Origin of the sequence: Pseudomonas sp. LAIL14HWK12:I7 (assembly GCF_000483465.1) — a bacterium.
GTDB classification, from domain to species: domain Bacteria; phylum Pseudomonadota; class Gammaproteobacteria; order Pseudomonadales; family Pseudomonadaceae; genus Aquipseudomonas; species Aquipseudomonas kermanshahensis.
In genome coordinates this window covers 204539-225519 of the sequence record NZ_KI519605.1, presented here as the reverse complement: position 1 = coordinate 225519, position 20981 = coordinate 204539, and the positions used below count along the sequence as shown (strand labels likewise).

At 62.8% G+C, this 20981-nt stretch carries 17 protein-coding genes; 11 read left to right on the top strand and 6 right to left on the bottom strand.

Going from position 1 to position 20981, the window contains the following annotated elements:
* Positions 1–41: 41 nt before the first annotated feature.
* The 5 genes from D886_RS0120425 to edd form a co-directional block, all read right to left on the bottom strand.
* A complete protein-coding gene (locus tag D886_RS0120425) occupies positions 42–1328 on the bottom strand; it encodes an ABC transporter substrate-binding protein (RefSeq protein ID WP_027595664.1) in 1287 nt (428 codons plus the stop codon).
* Positions 1329–1471: 143 nt separating this feature from the next.
* Positions 1472–2926: an ATP-binding protein gene (locus D886_RS0120420; protein ID WP_027595663.1), complete on the bottom strand. Its 1455-nt coding sequence runs from the start codon at positions 2924–2926 to the stop codon at positions 1472–1474.
* On the bottom strand, positions 2907–3632 hold the full coding sequence (gene gltR, locus D886_RS0120415; protein ID WP_027595662.1) for a two-component system response regulator GltR: 726 nt from the start codon (positions 3630–3632) through the stop codon (positions 2907–2909). Before gltR ends, D886_RS0120420 begins: the two co-directional genes overlap by 20 nt.
* A 223-nt stretch (positions 3633–3855) precedes the next feature.
* Entirely contained in the window at positions 3856–4815 is a 960-nt protein-coding gene (locus tag D886_RS0120410; RefSeq protein WP_027595661.1) for a glucokinase, read from the bottom strand.
* Complete coding sequence (gene edd / locus D886_RS0120405) at positions 4812–6638, bottom strand: phosphogluconate dehydratase (RefSeq protein WP_027595660.1); 1827 nt, start codon at positions 6636–6638, stop codon at positions 4812–4814. Before edd ends, D886_RS0120410 begins: the two co-directional genes overlap by 4 nt.
* Positions 6639–6901: 263 nt before the next feature.
* Between edd and gap the strand changes: the two genes are divergently transcribed.
* The 6 genes from gap (at position 6902) to D886_RS0120375 (ending at position 13794) form a co-directional block, all read left to right on the top strand.
* Positions 6902–7903 (top strand): type I glyceraldehyde-3-phosphate dehydrogenase, encoded by a 1002-nt coding sequence (gene gap, locus D886_RS0120400; RefSeq protein ID WP_027595659.1) that lies wholly within the window; start codon positions 6902–6904, stop codon positions 7901–7903.
* A 230-nt stretch (positions 7904–8133) separates the two neighbouring features.
* A complete protein-coding gene (locus D886_RS0120395; RefSeq protein WP_027595658.1) occupies positions 8134–8646 on the top strand; it encodes an RNA polymerase sigma factor in 513 nt (170 codons plus the stop codon).
* A 91-nt stretch (positions 8647–8737) separates the two neighbouring features.
* Complete coding sequence (locus D886_RS0120390) at positions 8738–9700, top strand: FecR domain-containing protein (RefSeq protein WP_027595657.1); 963 nt, start codon at positions 8738–8740, stop codon at positions 9698–9700.
* Between the two features lie 150 nt (positions 9701–9850).
* Positions 9851–12439 carry a TonB-dependent receptor gene (locus D886_RS0120385; protein WP_027595656.1) on the top strand — a complete coding sequence of 863 codons (2589 nt, stop codon included), beginning with the start codon at positions 9851–9853 and terminating at the stop codon, positions 12437–12439.
* 293 nt (positions 12440–12732) lie between these two features.
* Positions 12733–13326 (top strand): biliverdin-producing heme oxygenase, encoded by a 594-nt coding sequence (locus D886_RS0120380; protein ID WP_027595655.1) that lies wholly within the window; start codon positions 12733–12735, stop codon positions 13324–13326.
* A gap of 54 nt (positions 13327–13380) precedes the next feature.
* On the top strand, positions 13381–13794 hold the full coding sequence (locus D886_RS0120375; protein ID WP_027595654.1) for a YbaN family protein: 414 nt from the start codon (positions 13381–13383) through the stop codon (positions 13792–13794).
* Here the strand turns inward: D886_RS0120375 and arcD (D886_RS0120370) are convergent.
* Positions 13774–15201 (bottom strand): arginine-ornithine antiporter, encoded by a 1428-nt coding sequence (arcD, locus tag D886_RS0120370; RefSeq protein ID WP_027595653.1) that lies wholly within the window; start codon positions 15199–15201, stop codon positions 13774–13776. The genes D886_RS0120375 and arcD (D886_RS0120370) overlap by 21 nt on opposite strands.
* Positions 15202–15634: 433 nt before the next feature.
* On the opposite strand from arcD (D886_RS0120370), the gene arcD (D886_RS0120365) reads away from it, so the two are divergent.
* From arcD (D886_RS0120365) to D886_RS0120345, 5 genes are all read left to right on the top strand, one after another.
* Positions 15635–17062: an arginine-ornithine antiporter gene (gene arcD, locus D886_RS0120365; RefSeq protein WP_027595652.1), complete on the top strand. Its 1428-nt coding sequence runs from the start codon at positions 15635–15637 to the stop codon at positions 17060–17062.
* A 32-nt stretch (positions 17063–17094) separates the two neighbouring features.
* Positions 17095–18348, top strand: a complete 1254-nt coding sequence (gene arcA, locus D886_RS0120360; RefSeq protein WP_027595651.1) for an arginine deiminase — start codon at positions 17095–17097, stop codon at positions 18346–18348.
* 69 nt (positions 18349–18417) lie between these two features.
* Complete coding sequence (locus tag D886_RS0120355; protein ID WP_027595650.1) at positions 18418–19428, top strand: ornithine carbamoyltransferase; 1011 nt, start codon at positions 18418–18420, stop codon at positions 19426–19428.
* Positions 19429–19604: 176 nt separating this feature from the next.
* On the top strand, positions 19605–20534 hold the full coding sequence (gene arcC, locus D886_RS0120350; protein WP_027595649.1) for a carbamate kinase: 930 nt from the start codon (positions 19605–19607) through the stop codon (positions 20532–20534).
* Between the two features lie 56 nt (positions 20535–20590).
* Positions 20591–20959, top strand: a complete 369-nt coding sequence (locus D886_RS0120345; RefSeq protein ID WP_027595648.1) for a DUF5064 family protein — start codon at positions 20591–20593, stop codon at positions 20957–20959.
* Positions 20960–20981 lie beyond the last annotated feature (22 nt).

Below are 20981 nucleotides of genomic sequence, written 5' to 3'. Positions count from 1 at the left end.
CACTGGCCTCTTAGCAGCTCAAGGCTGCTCCTACAGATGAATTACTGGGCGGCCTTGATCGCCGCTGCCAGCTTCTTCGCTGCGTCGGCCGGATCGGCCTTGGGGTCGTTGATGTAGTTGGTCACCACATCGAAGAAGGCGCCCTGCACGGCCAGCGTGGTGGCCATGTTGTGCGCCATGCTCGGCTGCAGGCCGCCGGTCTTGGCGTCAGCCAGGAAGTCCTTGGCCGAGGTCTGGGCGCAGGCGTCGAAGCCGTACGCGCCCATGTCGGCGAGCATGTCGTTACGCACCGGGATCGAGCCTTTGTTGGTGCTGAACACCTTCTGGAAGTCCGTACCCAGCACCTTCCTGGCGATGTCCTGCTGGCCGGCAGCCGTGCCGGGGTCCTTCTGCTTGAACACCACCAGCGAGTCGATGTTGTACAGGAAGCCATTGCTCGTGCCGGGGAACGGCACGCACTGGTAGTCTTTGCCCGCGACCTTGTTGGCCAAGGTCCACTCGCTCTTGGCCCAGTCACCCATGATCTGCATGCCGGCCTTGCCGTTGATGACCTTGTTCGCCTCCAGGTTCCAGTCCTGACCTTTGCCGTCAGGGTCCATGTAGGTGGCGATCTTCTTCAGCTCGGTCAACGCCTTGATCATGTCCGGGCCGGTCAGTGTGGCGTTGTCCAAGTCGACCATGGCCTTCTTGTAGCCTTCCACGCCCATCACCGAGAGCGCCACGCTTTCGAAGACAGTGCTGTCCTGCCACGGCTGGCCACCGTGGGCAAGCGGGATGAAGCCGGCCGCCTTGAGCTTGTCGGCGGCGGTGTAGAATTCGTCGAGGGTCGCGGGCGCTTTTTCGATGCCGGCTTTTTTGAAGACCTCGGGGTTGATCCACAGCCAGTTGGTGCGGTGGATGTTGACCGGCACCGCGACGTAGTCACCGTCGTACTTGACGACGTTAGCGACTTTCTGGTCGAGCAGGCTGTCCCATTTTTCGTCCTTGGCCACGTCCTTCAGCACGGCGCTGTCGAGCAAGCCGGTCGCGGCCCAATCCTGGATATCGGGGCCTTTGATCTGCGCGACACCTGGCGGGTTGCCGGCCACCGCGCGGCTTTTCAGCACGGTCATGGCCGTGGCACCGCCACCGCCGGCAACTGCACCGTCCTTCCAGGTAAAACCATCTTTCTCGACTTGCGCCTTGAGCACATCGACAGCGGCCTTTTCACCACCGGAGGTCCACCAGTGCACGACCTCGACATTGCCTTTGGCATCGGCAGCGAGGGCGCTGAGCGGGAACAGAGAAGCGAGGGAAATCGCGGCAGCGAGACGGAGCGTGGAATTCATCGAAGCACCTTTCTTGTTGTTATGCCGTGCAAGTCGGTCGCTTGCGTTGCATGCAGTCTAAGCGGCGTGGCCGATGCGCCAGGTAACGAAGCGATGCGCGAATGTCATCGTTTGGTGACATTCGCGGGGATACCCGCACACGCTCACTCCAGCCCTCGCGGCAGATACAACGTGACCCGCAAACCACCCTCGCGCAGGTTGAGCAAGCTCACTTCACCGCCATGGCTATGGGCGATGTTGCGCGCAATCCCCAAGCCCAGCCCGTACCCCTGCTGCTGCCCGGCCAGCCTGAAGTGCGGCTCGAACACCTGCTCCATCTGCTGCTGCGGCACCCCCGGCCCGTGGTCATCGACCTGCAGGACAAAGCCCTCGGCGCTGTCGATAACCCGCAGCCGCGCGCGCTCGCCGTACTTGATGGCGTTGTCGATCAGGTTGCCGATGCAGCGGCGCAACGCCAGCGGCTTGCCCGGGTAGGGCGCCAGCGCTTGGCCCTCCACCGTGATGCGGCCATCGCCAAGGTAAGGCTCGGCCAGGATGTCCAGCACCTGGTTAAGGTCGACCGGCTCGATGTTCTCGTGGATATCGGTGTCTTTCACACACTGCAACGCGCCTTTGACCAACAGCTCCAGCTCATCCAGGTCTTGGCTGAACTTGGCCTGCAGGCGCTCGTCTTCCAGCAGTTCGACGCGCAGGCGCAAGCGCGTGATGGGCGTGCGCAGGTCATGGGAAATAGCGCTGAACAGCTGGCTGCGTTCGGTCAGGTAGCGGCTGATACGCTCGCGCATGCTGTTGAAGGCCCGGCCGACTTCAACCACCTCGCTGCCCCCGCCTTCGGCCACGGGGGCCACATCGGCGCCCAGCGACAACTCCCGCGCAGCGCGCGCCAGGCGCTTGAGTGGCCAGCTTTGCCAGTGCACCAACAGGCCGATGAACAGCAACAGCAAGGCGGTGGTGAGCACGATGAAACCGATCTGCTGGCGGGGCAGGCGCTCGGCCTCAAGGCCGGTGTAGGGCTCAGGCAGCAGCGAGGCGATGTACAGCCACTCACCCTCGCCCAGGCGGATCTGTGTCACCAGTACGGGTGGGTTGAGCGGCTCTAGGGTCAACGAATAATGCGCCCAGGAACGTGGCAGTTCATCGAGTTTCAGGCCACTGTTGAAAATGCGCAGGTCATCAGGGGCGACGAACGCCACGCTGACTTCCATCTGCGGCCCCAAGCGTTCGTGCAGCACCTGCTGGAACACCTCGATCACCGCCTGCTTGCGTGGGGTGACGGGCAGCACCGGCATGTCCAGCGGCTTGTCGTTGAGCGACACGAAAAAGCGCGTGCCACCCATGCTGCGCAGCTGGTCGAGCACCATCGGCCGGTAGGCCACGGGCAGCGAGCGGAAGTAGCTGACGCTGGCACTCATCGAATGGGCCAGGCTGCTGGCACTGGCGCGCAGGCCTTGTAACTGGCTGGCACGCAATTGAGCGACCCAGATGACGCTGGACAAGCCTTGGGCCAGCAGCACCACCAGCAAGGTCAGCAGCAGCATGCGCCCCAGCAGCGAGCGAGGCAGCAGGCGCCAGCGCCGCTCAGGAAGCGCAGCAGACATGGGCAGCCAGCAGGTAGCCACTGCCACGCACGGTGCGGATCAGCCGTGGTGGTTTTTCGGTGTCGCGCAGACGCTGGCGCAGGCGGCTGACCGCCATGTCGACGATACGGTCCAGCGGCATCGGTTCACGCCCCCGGGTGGCATTGCCAATGGTGTCGCGGTCGAGGATTTGCTGGGGGTGATCGAGAAACAGTTTCAGCAGGGCGAAATCGGCACCCGACAGGATCACCTCTTCGCCATCGCGGTGAAACAGGCGGTGGCTGACCGTGTCCAGGCGCCAGTCATCGAAGGCCAGCACGGCGCTGCTCGGCGCCGCCTGGCCGAACTCGGCGCGGCGCAATAAGGCCTTGATCCGCGCCTGCAGTTCACGCGGGCTGAACGGTTTGCCGAGGTAGTCGTCGGCGCCCAGCTCCAGGCCGATGACCCGGTCGGCTTCGTCAGAGCTGGCGGTGAGCATGATGATCGGCACCCGCGCTTGACGCGGGTGTTGACGCACCCAGCGGCACAGGCTGAAGCCATCTTCATCGGGCAGCATCACATCGAGAATGACCAGGTCGCAGGCCGTGCTTTCCAGGGCCTGACGAAAGCCCCGCCCGTCGGCCTCGGCGTGTACCAGGAAGCCGGAGCGGCTCAGGTAGGTTTGCAGCAGTTCGCGGATTTCCTGGTCGTCGTCGACCATCAGGATCGATTTTCCGGCAGTGCTCAAGATGGTCCGTCCTCTTGTTGTGTGCAGGTCTTTTTGCCTGCTGTCGGGTATTGCCATTGGGGCTGCTTTGCAGCCCTTCGCAGCACAAGGCTGCTCCTACAGGAACCACGCCATCAATGATCCAGCGCCATCCTGTACGAAGGGCAGCAAAGCGCCCCACCAATGATCCAGCGCCATCCTGTAGGAGCAGCCTTGTGCTGCGAAGGGCCGCAAAGCGGCCCCATCAGTGATCCAGCGCCTGCTGCAACGCCACCCCGGCCCCCAGCAGCCCCGAAAACTCCGCCGTCACCAACCACACCGGCACCCCGGCAAAATACCCACTCATGCAGCCCTTGTCGGCAAAGCTCGCGGCAAACCCACTGCGCAGGAACAGCTCGGCAAACCGAGGGATCACCCCCCCGACAATATAAACCCCACCGCGCGCGCCCAAGGTCAGCACATTGTTGCCCGCCACGCGGCCCAGGAAGCGGCAGAACTGCTCGACCACCGCCAACGCCCGCGGCTCACCGCCCAGGGCGGCATCGGTAATCTGCGCCGGGGTCTTGTGCCGCGGTGTGTCGCCATCCAGCGCGCACAGGGCTTGATACAAGCGCACCAGGCCTGCGCCACTGAGCACGGTCTCGGCACTGACATGGCCAATCTGGCTGTGAATCTGTTGGTGGATCGCGGCCTCGCGGGCATTGCCCACCGGCAGGTCGACATGCCCACCTTCACCGGGTAGCGCCTGCCAGTGCTGCTCGCCAAGGCGCAGCAGGCTGCCGACACCCAGCCCGGTACCGGGCCCGATTACCAGCGCAGGCCGCAGCGGGTCGGCATGGCCAGGGCACACCTCGTGAAACTCGCCCGCTTGCAGGCGGGTCATGCCCAGCGCCATGGCCGAGAAGTCGTTGATCAGCATCAGCCGCTCGACCTGCAGCGTGCTGCAGAACGCACGGCGGCTCAGGCGCCAATGGTTGTTGGTGAAGCGAAACTCATCGCCATCGACCGGCCCGGCCACCGCCAGGCACACCGCCGACAGGCCACCCCGGGCAATGCCCTGATCCTTCAGGTAGGCCTCGATGGCCTGCTCAGGGCTTGTGTAGTCCGCGGTGGCGAATACCTTCACCTGGTACAGCTGGTTGTCACGCCACAACGCAAAACGGGCATTGGTGCCACCGATGTCGCCAACCAGCAAGTCCTTCATTTGAGGTTCTCCAAAGCCGAGGTAAAGGCGCTGGCGCCCTGCTCGGCCGGGCTGAACGCCATGCGCATGAAGCCGAACAGCTCGCGCCCGCAACCCAGATCATTGCCTTGGGGGGCGGGTGGCAGGTCACGGCTGGCCAGTTCTTCGGCCGATACCTTCACCTGCAGCGTGCCGGCGACGCCATCGACCCGCACGATATCACCCTCGCGCACGCGCGCCAGCGGGCCGCCATCGTAGGCTTCGGGGCACACGTGGATGGCGGCCGGGATCTTGCCCGACGCGCCCGACATGCGCCCATCGGTCACCAACGCCACTTTGTAGCCGCGGTCCTGCAGCACGCCCAGGAACGGCGTCAGCTTGTGCAGCTCGGGCATGCCGTTGCAACGCGGCCCCTGGAAGCGCACCACGGCGACGAAGTCGCGCTCCAGCTCACCAGCCTTGAAGGCATCGGCCAGCGACTGCTGGTCGTGGAAGATCCGCGCCGGGGCCTCCACCACCTGGTGTTCGGGGGCAACGGCGGAGACTTTCATCACACCACGCCCCAGGTTGCCTTCCATCACCCGCAGGCCGCCTTCGGCCGAGAACGGCCGCGCCACTGGGCGCAGAATGCTTTCGTCCAGGCTCTGCGTCGGCCCTTCGCGCCAGACCAGCTTGCCGTTGTCGAGGAACGGCTCTTGGGTATAACGGCGCAAGCCATGGCCTGCCACGGTGTTGACGTCTTCGTGCAGCAAGCCGGCATCGAGCAGCTCGCGAATCAGGAAAGCCATACCGCCGGCAGCCTGGAAGTGGTTGATGTCCGCCTTGCCATTGGGGTAGACGTGAGACAGCGTCGGCACCACTTCGGACAGGTCGGCCATGTCTTGCCAGGTCAACTGGATGCCTGCCGCCTGGGCGATCGCCGGCATGTGCAAGGTGTGGTTGGTGGAGCCGCCGGTGGCGTGCAAGGCAACGATCGAGTTGACCAGCGCCTTCTCGTCGACGATCTCGCCCAGCGGCATGAAGCTGCCACTGGCCTTGGTCATGCGCGTGACCTGCTGCGCCGCCTCGGTGGTGAGCGCGTCACGCAATGGCGTGTAAGGGTTGACGAACGAGGCGCCCGGCAGGTGCAGCCCCATCACTTCCATCACCAGCTGGTTGGTGTTGGCGGTGCCGTAGAAGGTGCAGGTGCCTGGGCTGTGGTAGGAGTTCATCTCCGACTCCAGCAGTTCTTCGCGGCTGGCCTTGCCTTCGGCGTAGCGCTGGCGCACGTCGGCCTTCTGCTTGTTGGAGATGCCCGACAGCATCGGGCCACCTGGCACGAAAATGGTCGGCAAGTGCCCGAAGCGTAGCGCACCCATCATCAGGCCGGGGACGATCTTGTCGCAGATGCCGAGCATCAGCGCGGCATCGAACATGTTGTGCGACAGGGCAACAGCGGTGGACATGGCGATCACTTCACGGCTGGCAATGGCCAGCTCCATGCCCGGCTCGCCCTGGGTCACGCCATCGCACATGGCCGGTACCCCGCCGGCGAACTGGCCAACCGAGCCGACGTCGCGCAGGGCTTGTTTGATCTGTTCGGGGAAGTGCTGGTACGGCTGGTGGGCCGAGAGCATGTCGTTGTAGGCGGAGACGATGGCGACGTTGGCCGCGTTCATCAGGCGCAGGCTCTGCTTGTCCTGCGCGCCGCAACCGGCGACGCCGTGGGCGAAGTTGGCGCACTGCAAGCTGGCACGCATGGGTCCGTCACTGGCCGCGCCGCGAATCAGCTGCAGGTAGCGTTCACGGGTGGCACGGCTGCGTTCGACCAGCCGTTGGGTGACCTCAAGGATGCGCGGGTGCATGTACTGGACTCCAGGCTAACTGTAGGGGCGGCTTACCGGGCATTTCCCCTCCAAACGATTGCGACCTAGGCTCTAGGAAAGGGCCTGGAGGTCTCGCTGGGGTGGCCTGCCCGACCACTCGTTGTATGTTTAAACAAAATACTGCCACTAAAAAGGCTTGTTTTCTATCTGATAGTGAATAATCTTGTAATTCCAACAACAAAACCGTTTCAGTGAAGCCCCTTTGTGCCACAGGCCTCACTCGAACCGCCAGAGGTAATGCCATGACCCTTCGCATCGCCATCAATGGATTCGGCCGCATTGGGCGTAATGTCCTCCGCGCACTGTATACCCAAGGCTACCGCCAGGACCTGCAGGTCGTCGCCATCAACGACCTGGGCGACAGCGCCATGAACGCCCATCTGCTCAAGTACGACAGCGTGCACGGCACCTTCGACGCCAGCGTCGAAGCCGATCATGAAAGCCTGACGGTCAATGGTGACCGCATCGCAGTCAGTGCCATCCGCAACCCGGCCGAACTGCCCTGGAAGGCCGAAGCGATCGACGTGGTGTTCGAATGCACCGGGCTGTTTACCGAACGCGCCAAGGCCGCCGCGCACCTCGCCGCCGGGGCTGGCAAAGTGATCGTCTCGGCGCCAGCCAAAGGTGCCGATGCCACCGTGGTGTACGGGGTCAACCACGACGTGCTGCGCGCTTCGCACCAGATCATTTCCAATGCCTCCTGCACCACCAACTGCCTGGCGCCCATCGCCCAGGTGCTGCACCGCGAGTTCGGCATCGAGCAGGGCCTGATGACCACCATCCATGCCTACACCAACGACCAGGTACTCACCGACGTCTACCACAGCGACCCGTACCGGGCGCGCTCGGCCACCCAGTCGATGATCCCCAGCAAGACCGGCGCCGCCGAAGCCGTGGGCCTGGTGCTGCCGGAGCTGGCCGGCAAGCTGACCGGCATGGCGGTACGGGTACCGGTGATCAACGTGTCGCTGGTGGACCTCACCGTTAACCTCAAGCGCGAAGCCAGTGCCGACGAAGTCAACCAACTGTTCCTGGAGGCCAGCCGGCATTCCAGAGTATTGGGCTACAACGCGTTGCCTTTGGTTTCCTGCGATTTCAACCACAACCCGTTATCGTCGATCTTCGATGCCAACCATACCCGGGCCAATGGGCGGATGCTCAAGGTGCTGGCCTGGTATGACAATGAATGGGGCTTCTCTAACCGGATGCTGGATAACTGCCTGGCGTTGTGCAGCGCCCAGTAACCCAGCGGCATACGTTTCCCTGTAGGAGCAGCCTTGTGCTGCGAAGAGGCCGGTACAGCCCAGCATTTTCGGTGCGTCTACCGGCCTCTTCGCAGCACAAGGCTGCTCCTACAGCGGGAGGCGCTAGGTTGGATTAATCACAATCTTTACCATTTCTAAACACTTCCAGACTTGACCTTTGGTACAGATGATAAGCATTATCATTAACCTTTCGTCGGCCAGGTCCCCCCGTGAGTCAGTCCCGGTTCAACTCCGTCTTCCTCGTCCAACGCCTGACCCTGCTGCGCACCCTGCAACGCATGGTGGGCAACCCCAGCACGGCCGAGGACCTGCTGCAGGAAACCTATCTGCGGGTGTCCCGTGCCTTGAGTGAGCGGCCCATCGAGCATATCGAACCCTTCGTGTTCCAGACTGCGCGCAACCTGGCCCTCGACCACCTGCGCGCACGCCGGGTGCAAGCACGCATGTTGGTCGATGACGTGCCCGACGAGGTGCTGCACAGCATTGCCGCCCCTGCCAGCAGCAGCGAAGACGCCGCCCACGCCGAGCAGTTGCTCGAGCACCTCAGCGTCAGCCTCAACCAACTCAGCGAGCGCCAGCAGCGCATCTTTATCCTCAGCCGCCTGCATGGCGCCACCTACCTGGAAATCGCCGAGCAATTGAACGTCTCGGCCAGCACGGTTCAGAAGGAACTGAAATTGATCATGGCGATCTGCATGGGCGTCGCCGACCGCCTCAAGTGAAACGACCACCGGCCCGCCAGGCAACGCAAAGCGCTTGCCACACCCCGCCTTAGCCTTGATCATTCGTGAATAACCCTTTCAAGGATTCACCGTGACCGACCACCCCGCCCCTCGCCCGACACCCGCCGGGCTCAATGCCCGTGCCCGTGCCAGGGACGAGGCGCTGGACTGGCTGGTACGCCTGCAATGCGCCGATGCACAGGACACCCAGGCCTTTGAAGCCTGGCTCAGCGCCGCACCGGAAAACGCCGAAGCCTACGTTGAAGCAGAAGCGCTGTGGAACGGCATGCCGCTGCACCAGGCTGCCGGGCAACTGCATCAGGGCAAGCGTCGGTCGTTGCGCGGGCGCCTGCGCAGCCACTGGAAGCCCTTGGCCACCGCGGCAGTGCTGCTGGTCGGCCTGTTCACCCTCGGCAACCTGCCCATGCGCCTGCAGGCGGACCACCTGACCGTGGTCGGTGAGCGCCAGCGCCTGCAACTGGACGACGGTGCAAAAGTGCTGCTCAACACCAATTCGGCGTTTGCCAGCGACCTGCGCGAAGGGCGTCAGGTGGCCCGTCTGCTCCAGGGCGAGGCCTACTTCCAGGTCCCTGAAGGCGGGCAAGTGCCGCTCGAAGTGCAGGCCGGCCCTTTGCGCGCCCAGGTGCGTGATACCGACTTTGCCGTGCGTTACCTGGACGGCGAAGCCCAGGTGCGGGTCCAGCGCGGTGACGTTGACCTGCAGGCCTCAAGTGACCAGCGCATCCGCCTCAGTGCCGGCGACAGCATCAGCGTCGGCCCTCAGGGCTTTGGCCAGCGACAGCGCGCAGACATGCAAAAGGACCTGGCCTGGGTCGATGGCCGCCTGGTGTTCGAGAACTGCCCGTTGAGCCAGGTGCTGGCCGAGGTCAGGCGCTACTACCCCGGCTGGATCATCAACCGTAACGCCGGCCTCGAAGACGTCGCGGTGACCGGCAACTATCGCCTCGACCAACCGTTGGAAACCCTGCGTGCCTTAGCCCACATCACCTCTGCCCGGCTGCATGAATACCCCGCGGTGGTCATCCTCAACTGAGTGACCGCTGCATCCCTTGCCTGCGCGATAAATTATTTTTACGCGATCGCGCTGCCCCGCCCGTCTCGTTATAGCCAATGCAACTGATTCTTGTTTGAAAACAAGAACGGTCATCACCTATAACAGTTCGCGCGTCTGGGAGCGCTTTCGATGTCCACAGGTCCAACTCGCCCGTCCACACTTTCCCGCCGTACAGGGCAATTGTCCCTGCTGAGCCTGGCCCTGCTCGCCTGCGGCGCCTGCAGCCTGCCAGCCCTGGCCGCCGAACCTGCCCAGGCCAGCAGCCCGCGCATGGGCGACTATCGCTTCAGCATCGGCCAGCAGCCGCTGGTCTCGGCCATCAATGCCTTCAGCCAGGTGACCGGCTGGCAAGTCGGTTTCAGTGCCGAGTTGGCCGATAACGTGGCCTCGCCAGGGGTGCAAGGTGCACTGCCACCAGAAGCTGCGCTCAAGCGCCTGCTCAAGGGCACGGGCCTAGGCTATCGCAAGATCAGTAACGGCAATGTGGTGCTCGAACGCCAGACCACGGGCAATGTCATCGCCCTGCAGCAGGTGACTGTCAGCGCCACGCGCAGCGCCCAGGACGTCAGCCAGGTGCCGAGCACCGTCAGCGTGCAGACCCGCGAGCAACTGGACCGGCAAAACGTCAACAACATTCAGGACCTGGTGCGTTACGAGCCGGGGGTTTCGGTGGCGGGTACCGGCCAACGCAGCGGCCTGAACGGTTACAACATCCGCGGCATCGACGGTGAGCGGATCCTCACCCAGATCGACGGCGTGTCGATCCCCGACAGCTTCTTCTACGGCCCTTACGCCCAGACCCAGCGCAACTATGTCGACCCCGAAATCGTCAAGCGCGTGGAGATCCTGCGCGGCCCGGCGTCGGTGCTGTACGGCAGCAACGCCATCGGCGGTGCGGTGAGCTATTTCACCCTCGACCCAGACGACATCATCAAACCCGGCAAAGATGTCGGCGCCCGCTTGAAGACCGGTTACAGCTCGGCCGACGAAAGCTGGCTGACCTCCGCCACCGTTGCCGGCCGCCAGGGCGACGTCGATGGCTTGCTGCACCTGAGCCAGCGCAACGGCCACGAGACCGAATCGTACGGTGGCCACAGCGGTGACGGCCTGGCCCGCACCGAAGCCAACCCGCAGGACGCGCGCACCACCAACGTGCTGGCCAAACTGGGCTGGAACTACGCCGACGACGCACGCCTGGGGTTCACCTACGAGCGTTACAAGGATGACCGCGACCAGAATATTCTCAGTGCGGTGGGTGGGCCGTTCATCGGAGGCACCACCGCGATGGGCTTCTACAAGGCACGTAACGGCAACGACACCATTACCCGCGAGCGCTTCGGCATCAACCACGAGTTTGGCCTGGATTCGCTGGTAGCCGACCACATGAAGTGGAGCCTGAACTACCAAATCGCCAAGACCGACCAGCACACCGAGGAAGTCTACGCACCACCTGGCCGTCAGGTTCTGCGCACCCGCGACACCACCTACAAAGACCGCCAGTGGGTGTTAGATGCCCAGCTGGACAAGGCCTTCAGCATCGGTGCTACCGACCATTTGCTGACCTATGGCACCACCCTCAAGCACGAGAAGGTCGACGGTTCACGCAGTGGCACTGGCACCTGCCTGGCGGTTGGCTCAGGTTGCAGCGCCGCCGGTGCAGACCGCCCGGCAGACGGCCAGGCCCTGGTCAGCGACTTCCCGGACCCGACCGTGAACACCTACAGCCTGTTCGTCCAGGACGAGATCCGCTGGAACAACTGGACCTTCCTGCCCGGCGCCCGCTACGACTACACGCACATGGAGCCCAAGTTCACCGACGCCTTCCTGCGTGGCCTGGAGTCCACCGGCACGGCGCCTACCTCCCAGGACGACTCGGACAAGAAGTGGCACCGCGTCTCGCCCAAATTCGGCCTGACCTACGCCTTCAACGACAACTACACCTGGTACGGCCAGTACGCCGAAGGCTTCCGCACCCCGACCGCCAAGTCCATGTACGGCCGCTTCCAGAACCTGGAGCAAGGCTACCGCGTAGAGGGCAACCCGGGGCTTGAACCTGAGAAGAGCAAAAGCTACGAAACCGGCCTGCGCGGCAACTTCGATGCCGGCAACTTCGATGTGGCGGTTTACTACAACAAGTACCGCGACTTCATCGACGAAGACGCCGTGCAAAGCGCCAACCTGGAGCAAACCTTCCAGGCCAACAACATCAAGCACGCCACCATCAAGGGTGCCGAGGTCAAGGGCCGCCTGAACCTGGATCACTTCGGTGCACCGCAAGGCCTGTACACCCAAGGCTCGATTGCCTACACCTACGGCCGCAACGATGACACCGGCCAGCCGTTGAACACCGTCAACCCGCTGAAGGGCGTGTTCGGCCTGGGTTACGAGCAGCAGAACTACGGCGGCCTGTTGAGCTGGACGCTGGTCAAGCGCAAGACCCGCGTGGACGACACCCACTTCTACGCGCCCGACGGTTCGAGCAGCAAGTTCCGCACCCCGGGCTATGGTGTGCTGGACCTGACCGGCTTCTACAAGGTGACCGACGACGTCACCATCAACGCCGGCCTGTACAACCTTGCCGACAAGAAGTACTGGCAGTGGGATTCGGTGCGCAGCTACGACGGCCAGGGTGAAGCGGCTGTGACCCAGCCGGCCAACATGGACCGCCTGACCATGCCGGGGCGTAACTTTGGCATCAATGTGGTGTGGGATATCTGATCGCTTGGGTAGGCCTTGATTGTTGCAGTGCTTGAGATCGAGCGCCGCTTGCGCGGCGCTTCGCAGCACAAGGCTGCTCCTACATTTTTTCGGGCCAATTACTCCTGAGGTAAGGGCGCACGCAAACAGGTGTAGGAGCAGCCTTGTGCTGCGAAACGCCGCGCGAGCGGCGCTCGATCCCAAAGGCGCTACAACTCTCAAGGCCCACACCCGAAAACCCCAGTTTTTTTACTGTCCCGCCCCCGCTATTTCGTCTTGTCTCTAGACGCCCCCTTTTTCCAAGGACTGCCCCCATGACCGAACGCCCAGCCCTGCGCTCCCAGCGCCTCAACCAGATCACCCACGCCCCGCACGCCGAGCTGGATGCCCTGGTCAAGTCCCACGCGCCCTTCGACAGCCGTGAAAGCTTCGCCCGCTTCGTGGTCGCCCAGTACCTGTTCCAGTCCGAACTCAAGGCCTTGTACACCGACCCGCAACTGATCGCCATCGTCCCCGATCTGGCCGAGCGCTGCCGCGCCGAGCAGGCTCGCCTGGACCTCGCCGACCTCGACACCGAAGTGCCTGGCCCAGTGCCCGGCGCGGTACAAAATCCGAGCCTGGGCGAAGCCATGGGCTGGATCTTCGTCTCCGAAGGCTCCAAACTGGGCGCTGCGTTTCTGATCAAGCGGGCCGTGGCCCTGGAGCTGTCCGACAGCTTTGGCGCTCGCCACCTGGGCGAACCGGCCGGCGGCCGTGCCGAAGGCTGGAAACAGTTCACCCGTATCCTCGATGGCCTGGCGCTGTCGGCCGACGAAGAGGCCGCCGCCGAACGCGGCGCAGTCGCAGCCTTCGAGCGCTTCACCGAGCTGCTCAAACACGCCTATGCCGCGGATGCCGCGCTGGTCTGACACGCTATGCCCGGCCACCCCACCGGTGGCCGAACCGTTTTTTGCAGTGAGACCATGACCCGACCTGCCCGCTCGAAAATCGCCCGCCTGCTGTATGGAATCCTGGCTTACGTCAGCTTGGGGATAGGCTTGGTTGCGATCGTCATTCCTGGCCTGCCGACCACCGAGTTCATCTTGCTGGCCGCCTGGGCCGCCACCCGCAGTTCACCGCGCCTGTCTGCCTGGCTGGAGAACCATCGGTTGTTCGGGCCGATTCTGTTCAACTGGCGCAATGGGAAGGTGATTCAGCGTCGGGCCAAGGTCAGTGCAACCCTCAGCATGCTGCTGTGCGCGGGGCTGATGCTGACCTTCCTCGACCATCACTGGCCCGTGTTTCTGGCGATTGGCGGCATGACCCTGGGCAACCTGTGGATCTGGTCACGCCCAGAACAGGCCTGCCCAGCCGGCTCACAAGCTCAGCAACCCTGAATACAGGGCATACGCCGCCAGCGCAGCGCCCGCCAGCACCGCGGCAAAAATGAGCTTCTCCCACGTCGTGAACAGGGTCTGCCCCTGCTCGTGCTTGGCCCTGGCGAACAGAATCACCCCAGGGGCATACAACAGTGCCGACAGCAGCAGGTACTTGAGCCCACCGGCATACAGCAGCCACACCGCATACAGCAGAGCAACCAACGCCACCAGCAGGTCTTTGCGCCGCAACGCCGCTTGCCCGGCGTAGGTGTCTGCACGTACCGCCAACAACACCGCATACGCCGCTGACCACAGGTAAGGCACCAGGATCATCGAAGACGCCAGGTAGATCAGGCTGGTGTAGGTTCCAGCCGAAAACAGCGTAATCAGTAGAAACCCCTGGATCATGCAGTTGGTCAGCCACAGGGCGTTGGCCGGTACATGGTTGGCGTTTTCCTTGGCCAGAAAGCGCGGCATGGTCTTGTCACGCGCGGTGGCAAACAGGATCTCCGCACACAGCAACGCCCAGGAAAGCAGTGCGCCGAGCAGCGAAATGGCCAAGCCGATACTGATCAGCAACGCACCCCACGGGCCGACGATGTGCTCCAGCACCGAGGCCAACGACGGGTTCTGCAAGCCCGCCAGCTCTGGTTGGGTCATCACGCCCAGCGACAGCACGTTGACCAGCACCAACAGCGCCAGCACCCCCAGAAAACCGATCACCGTGGCCTTGCCCACATCCGAGCGGCGCTGCGCACGCCCGGAATACACGCTGGCGCCTTCGATACCGATGAACACGAACACGGTCACCAGCATCATGTTGCGCACCTGGTCCAGCACATTGCCGAACTGCGGGTTGCTCACGCCCCAGATATCACGGGTGAAGATCTCGGCCCGGAACGCAAAGGCCGCGATAACGATGAAAATCAGCAACGGCACCACCTTGGCCACGGTGGTCACCTGGTTGATGAACGCCGCCTCCTTGATCCCGCGCAACACCAGAAAGTGCACCGCCCACAGCAGTAGCGAAGCACAGCCGATGGCGATGGGCGTGTTGCCCTCGCCAAACACTGGAAAATAAAACCCGAGCGTACTGAACAGCAGCACGAAATAGCCGACGTTGCCGAGCCAGGCGCTGATCCAATAACCCCAGGCCGACGAGAAGCCCATGTAGTCGCCAAAGCCGGCCTTGGCGTAGGCATATACACCTGAGTCCAGTTCGGGCTTGCGGTTGGCCAGTGTCTGGAACACGAACGCCAGGGCCAGCATGCCAACCGCGGTGATGCCCCAGCCGGTCAGCACAGCACCCACATCGGCACGCGCCGCCATGTTCTGCGGCAGCGAGAAAATCCCGCCACCGATCATCGAGCCAACCACCAGTGCGATCAACGCGCCCAAGCGCAGCTTCTGTCCCGGTTCGCTCATGTGCCTCCCTTTTTTCACCCGCTGTCATGCGTTTGAAACAGCCGTGGCGGCCATATAAAAGGCATGATTTATATTGAATAAGGCCATAAAAGCTATAGCAGTCATAACTGCTTTGTCTATGCGATGCCTCAGTAAAAACTAGCAGCTGCCCAGCAACTAGGGAAGAAACTGTTAAAACTCGAAATTCTTGTGAAAAATTTGCGAAAGCCTCAAAAACAGCTAGCTTCAAGCATCGCAGGCCGAACAGAGCGTTTGCTCTAGAAGGACATGGAGGTGCCAGCGTGCAAGGCCTGCAGCAAAGCTGTCGGCACTCTCCAGGAGCCACGTGAAGGATTTTTCCTACTTTACGTGCCCGTGAACTGACCCAAGTCAGCCCATGGTGCAGGCGTCGGATTTACTCTGTCGTCAACTTTCTCCTGGCAGGAGTTGTTAAATGTCTGATTCATCCGGAAAACTAAAACTCGGTGCGTTAGTTGCACTGGTAGTGGGCTCAATGATTGGCGGCGGGATCTTCTCATTGCCGCAAAACATGGCGGCCAGCGCGGGGGTTGGTGCAGTGCTGATCGGCTGGGCCATCACCGCGGTCGGCATGCTGACCCTGGCGTTCGTGTTCCAGACGCTGGCCAACCGCAAACCTGACCTGGACGGCGGTGTGTACGCCTACGCCAAAGCCGGTTTCGGTGACTACATGGGCTTCTCGTCGGCCTGGGGTTACTGGATCAGTGCCTGGCTCGGCAACGTCGGTTACTTCGTGCTGCTGTTCAGCACACTCGGTTACTTCTTCCCGATCTTCGGTGAGGGCAACACCCCCGCCGCGATCATTGGCGCCTCGATTCTGCTGTGGGCCGTGCACTTCCTGGTGCTGCGGGGGATCAAGGAAGCGGCGTTCATCAACCTGGTCACCACGGTCGCCAAGATCGTGCCGCTGGTGCTGTTCGCCCTCATCTGCCTGTTCGCCTTCAAACTGGATGTGTTCACCGCCGATATCTGGGGCCTGGGCACTCCGGAGCTGGGCAGCGTGATGAACCAGGTGCGCAACATGATGCTGGTCACCGTCTGGGTGTTCATCGGCATCGAGGGCGCGAGCATCTTCTCGTCACGGGCGGAAAAACGCGCTGACGTGGGCAAGGCCACCGTCATCGGCTTTGTCACCGTGCTGTTGTTCCTGGTGCTGGTCAACGTGCTGTCGCTGGGCATCATGACCCAACCAGAACTGGCCAAGCTGCAGAACCCGTCGATGGCCGCCGTGCTCGAACATGTGGTCGGCCACTGGGGGGCGGTGCTGATCAGCGTCGGCCTGATCATCTCGCTGCTGGGGGCGCTGCTGTCGTGGGTGCTGCTGTGCGCCGAGATCATGTTCGCGGCCGCCAAAGACCACACCATGCCGGAGTTCCTGCGCCGCGAAAACGCCAACCAGGTACCGGCCAACGCCCTGTGGCTGACCAACGCCATGGTGCAGATCTTCTTGGTCATCACGCTGTTCTCCAGCAGTACCTACCTGTCGCTGATCTACCTCGCCACCTCGATGATCCTGGTGCCTTACCTGTGGTCGGCGGCGTATGCCTTCCTGCTGGCACTGCGCAGCGAAACCTACGAGCAAGCCCTGGCCGAACGCAAGAAGGACCTGTTCATCGGCGCCGTCGCCTTGCTGTACGCCATCTGGCTGCTGTACGCCGGCGGCGTGAAGTACCTGCTGCTCTCGGCCCTGCTGTACGCCCCTGGGGCCATCCTGTTCGCCAAGGCCAAGCGCGAGGTTGGCCAACCCATCTTTACCAACGTGGAAAAACTGATCTTCGCGGCCGTGGTCGTCGGCGCCCTGGTGGCTGCCTATGGCCTGTACGACGGCTTCCTGACCCTTTGACCCACGTCTTCGCACACATGGAGGAATGAACAATGTCCGCTGAAAAACAGAAGTACGGTGTCCACTCCGAAGCCGGCAAACTGCGCAAAGTGATGGTCTGCTCCCCTGGGCTGGCCCACAAGCGCCTGACCCCGAGCAACTGCGATGAACTGCTGTTCGACGATGTGATCTGGGTCGACCAGGCCAAGCGCGACCATTTCGACTTCGTCACCAAGATGCGCGAGCGCGGCGTCGATGTGCTGGAAATGCACAACCTGCTGACCGACATCGTGCAGAACAAAGACGCCCTCAAGTGGATCCTCGACCGCAAGATCACCCCCGACACCGTCGGCGTGGGCCTCACCAACGAAGTGCGCAGCTGGCTCGAAGGCCTTGATCCCCGCCACCTGGCCGAGTTCCTGATCGGCGGTGTGGCAGGCCAGGACCTGCCGCAGAGCGAAGGCGCCGATGTGGTCAAGATGTACAACGACTACCTGGGCCACTCCAGCTTCATCCTGCCGCCGCTGCCCAACACCCAGTTCACCCGCGACACCACCTGCTGGATCTACGGCGGCGTCACGCTCAACCCGATGTACTGGCCAGCGCGTCGTCAGGAAACCCTGCTGACCACCGCCATCTACAAGTTCCACAAGGAGTTCACCGGTGCCGACTTCCAGGTCTGGTACGGCGACCCGGACAAGGAACACGGCAACGCCACCCTCGAAGGCGGTGACGTGATGCCGATCGGCAAGGGCATCGTGTTGATCGGCATGGGCGAGCGCACCTCGCGCCAGGCCATCGGCCAATTGGCGCAAAACCTGTTCGCCAAGGGCGCGGTCAAGGAAGTGATCGTCGCCGGCCTGCCGAAGTCCCGTGCCGCCATGCACCTGGACACCGTGTTCAGCTTCTGCGACCGCGACCTGGTCACGGTCTTCCCGGAAGTGGTCAAAGAGATCGTGCCGTTCATCATCCGCCCGGACGAAAGCAAGCCCTACGGCATGGACGTGCGCCGCATTAACAAGTCGTTCATCGAGGTGGTGGGCGAGCAACTGGGGGTCAAGCTGCGCGTGGTCGAAACCGGCGGCAACAGCTTTGCCGCCGAGCGCGAACAGTGGGATGACGGCAACAACGTGGTGGCCATCGAGCCGGGCGTGGTCATCGGCTACGACCGCAACACCTACACCAACACCCTGCTGCGCAAGGCCGGTATCGAGGTCATCACCATCAGCGCCGGCGAACTGGGCCGGGGCCGTGGCGGCGGCCACTGCATGACCTGCCCAATCGTGCGCGACCCAATCGACTACTAACGACCATACGCCCGGCCGCGCCCACGAAGCGGCGGCCGGGATGTTTGCCAAACTCAAGGAGAAACTGTCATGGCGTTCAATATTCACAACCGCAACCTGCTCAGCCTCGAACATCACACCACGCGCGAGCTGCGCTACCTGCTGGACTTGTCCCGCGACCTCAAGCGCGCCAAGTACACCGGTACCGAGCAGCAGCACCTGAAGGGCAACAACATCGCCCTGATCTTCGAGAAGACCTCGACCCGCACCCGCTGCGCCTTCGAAGTCGCCGCCTATGACCAGGGCGCCAACGTCACCTACATCGACCCCAACTCCTCGCAAATCGGCCACAAAGAAAGCATGAAGGACACCGCCCGCGTGCTCGGGCGCATGTACGATGCCATCGAGTACCGCGGCTTCAAGCAGGAGATCGTCGAAGAACTGGCCAAGTTCGCTGGCGTGCCCGTGTTCAACGGCCTCACCGATGAATACCACCCGACCCAGATGATTGCCGACGTGCTGACCATGCGTGAGCACAGCGACAAGCCGCTGCACGACATCAGCTACGCCTACCTGGGCGATGCCCGCAACAACATGGGCAACTCGCTGCTGCTGATCGGCGCCAAGCTCGGCATGGACGTACGCATCGCCGCGCCCAAGGCGCTGTGGCCACACGACGACCTGGTCGATCGCTGCAAGAAATACGCGGAAGAAAGCGGCGCACGCATCACCCTCACCGAAGACCCGAAAGCGGCGGTCAAGGGCGTGGACTTCGTGCACACCGACGTCTGGGTATCGATGGGCGAGCCGATCGAAGCCTGGGGCGAGCGCATCAAGCAGCTCAAGCCTTACCAGGTGAATGCCGAGCTGATGAAGGCCACCGGCAACCCACGGACCAAGTTCATGCACTGCCTGCCGGCCTTCCACAACTCGGACACCAAGGTGGGCAAGCAGATCGCCGAACAGTACCCAGACCTGGCCAACGGTATCGAAGTGACCGATGACGTGTTCGAGTCGCCGGCCTGCATCGCCTTCGAGCAGGCGGAAAACCGCATGCACACCATCAAGGCGATCCTGGTGTCGACCCTGGCTGACCTGTAAGGGCTGACTCGACGGGAGGAACAACCCTGAACCCTGTGGGAGCGGGTTTACCCGCGAAAGCGTCAGCCCAGAAGACATCACTGGCCTTGCCGACGCATTCGCGGGTAAACCCGCTCCCACAGGGTCGGTGCCCGTCTTGGGAGCAGCACCCACTTTTCCGATAAAGGACATTCCCCATGCGTATCGTTGTTGCATTGGGCGGCAACGCCCTGCTGCGTCGCGGCGAGCCCATGACCGCTGACAACCAGCGCGCCAATATCCGCACCGCCACCGAGCAGATCGCCAAGATTCACCCCGGCAACGAACTGGTCATCGCCCACGGCAACGGCCCACAGGTGGGCCTGCTGTCGCTGCAGGCGCTGTCCTACAAGCCGGACGAAGCCTACCCGCTGGACGTGCTCGGCGCCGAAACCGAAGGCATGATCGGCTACATGATCGAACAAGAGCTGGGCAACCTGCTGGCGTTCGAAGTGCCGTTCGCCACCCTGCTCACCCAGGTCGAAGTGGACGCCAACGACCCGGCCTTCAAAGACCCGACCAAATTCATCGGCCCGGTCTACAGCAAGGAAGAAGCCGAACGCCTGGCCAAGGAAAAAGGCTGGGTGGTCAAGCCCGACGGCGACAAGTACCGCCGTGTGGTGGCCAGCCCCAAACCCAAGCGCATCTTCGAGATCCGCCCGATCAAGTGGCTGCTGGAAAAAAGCAGCATCGTGATCTGCGCCGGTGGCGGTGGCATCCCCACCATGTACGACGAAAACCGCAAGCTCAAAGGTATCGAAGCGGTCATCGACAAGGACCTGTGCTCGGCACTGCTGGCCGAGCAATTGGAAGCCGACCTTCTGATAATCGCCACCGACGTCGATGCGGCCTACATTGACTGGGGCAAGCCTACGCAAAAGGCCATTGCCCAGGCTCACCCCGACGAACTCGAACGCCTGGGCTTCGCCGCTGGCTCGATGGGGCCGAAGGTGCAGGCGGCCAGTGACTTTGCCCGCAACACCGGCAAAGTGGCGGTGATCAGCTCGCTGGAGAACATCGAAGACATCGTCAAAGGCACCGCCGGCACCCGGGTTTCCACCGCCAAGCCTGGGATCAGCTACCGTTGAATGCAGTGGGCGGGCGCATAGCGCCCGCCATTTTCGACCTTCCAAAGGAGCTTGCCATGGCCCAGTACCACCCTGGTCATGTACACATCGAGCGCAGCGCGCTGAACACCAATGACCACAGCTATGACCTGAACATCGAATACGAGGCCGCGACGGACCCCAAGGAAGGCAGAGGCATTCAGTTCCGCATGCATGGCAGCATCGAAGGCAAGCCGGTGGAAGAAAAGTTCTTCCTCGCCAAGGACCAAGTGTTGCCCAGCTTCCTCATGCTGTTGACCCGCAAGGCTCAGTCTTACCTGGCCCCGCCGAAGAAGTTCGAGAACCTCAGTTCACCGCACAAACTCTACGATTACATGTTCGCGGACATTCGCGAAAAGCTGGACGTGAAGTCGGGCGACGCGATCAAGCCTGAACATCTGGAGTGACCCAATCGCCGGCAAGCCGGCT

Excerpts from the sequence above, each read along its gene's own strand:
- D886_RS0120425 (WP_027595664.1), bottom strand. The coding sequence starts at position 1,328 with ATGAATTCCACGCTCCGTCTCGCTGCCGCGATTTCCCTCGCTTCTCTG.
- D886_RS0120420 (WP_027595663.1), bottom strand. The coding sequence starts at position 2,926 with ATGTCTGCTGCGCTTCCTGAGCGGCGCTGGCGCCTGCTGCCTCGCTCG.
- D886_RS0120410 (WP_027595661.1), bottom strand. The coding sequence starts at position 4,815 with ATGAAGGACTTGCTGGTTGGCGACATCGGTGGCACCAATGCCCGTTTT.
- edd (WP_027595660.1), bottom strand. The coding sequence starts at position 6,638 with ATGCACCCGCGCATCCTTGAGGTCACCCAACGGCTGGTCGAACGCAGC.
- gap (WP_027595659.1), top strand. The coding sequence starts at position 6,902 with ATGACCCTTCGCATCGCCATCAATGGATTCGGCCGCATTGGGCGTAAT.
- D886_RS0120385 (WP_027595656.1), top strand. The coding sequence starts at position 9,851 with ATGTCCACAGGTCCAACTCGCCCGTCCACACTTTCCCGCCGTACAGGG.
- D886_RS0120380 (WP_027595655.1), top strand. The coding sequence starts at position 12,733 with ATGACCGAACGCCCAGCCCTGCGCTCCCAGCGCCTCAACCAGATCACC.
- D886_RS0120375 (WP_027595654.1), top strand. The coding sequence starts at position 13,381 with ATGACCCGACCTGCCCGCTCGAAAATCGCCCGCCTGCTGTATGGAATC.
- arcD (WP_027595653.1), bottom strand. The coding sequence starts at position 15,201 with ATGAGCGAACCGGGACAGAAGCTGCGCTTGGGCGCGTTGATCGCACTG.
- arcD (WP_027595652.1), top strand. The coding sequence starts at position 15,635 with ATGTCTGATTCATCCGGAAAACTAAAACTCGGTGCGTTAGTTGCACTG.
- arcA (WP_027595651.1), top strand. The coding sequence starts at position 17,095 with ATGTCCGCTGAAAAACAGAAGTACGGTGTCCACTCCGAAGCCGGCAAA.
- D886_RS0120355 (WP_027595650.1), top strand. The coding sequence starts at position 18,418 with ATGGCGTTCAATATTCACAACCGCAACCTGCTCAGCCTCGAACATCAC.
- arcC (WP_027595649.1), top strand. The coding sequence starts at position 19,605 with ATGCGTATCGTTGTTGCATTGGGCGGCAACGCCCTGCTGCGTCGCGGC.
- D886_RS0120345 (WP_027595648.1), top strand. The coding sequence starts at position 20,591 with ATGGCCCAGTACCACCCTGGTCATGTACACATCGAGCGCAGCGCGCTG.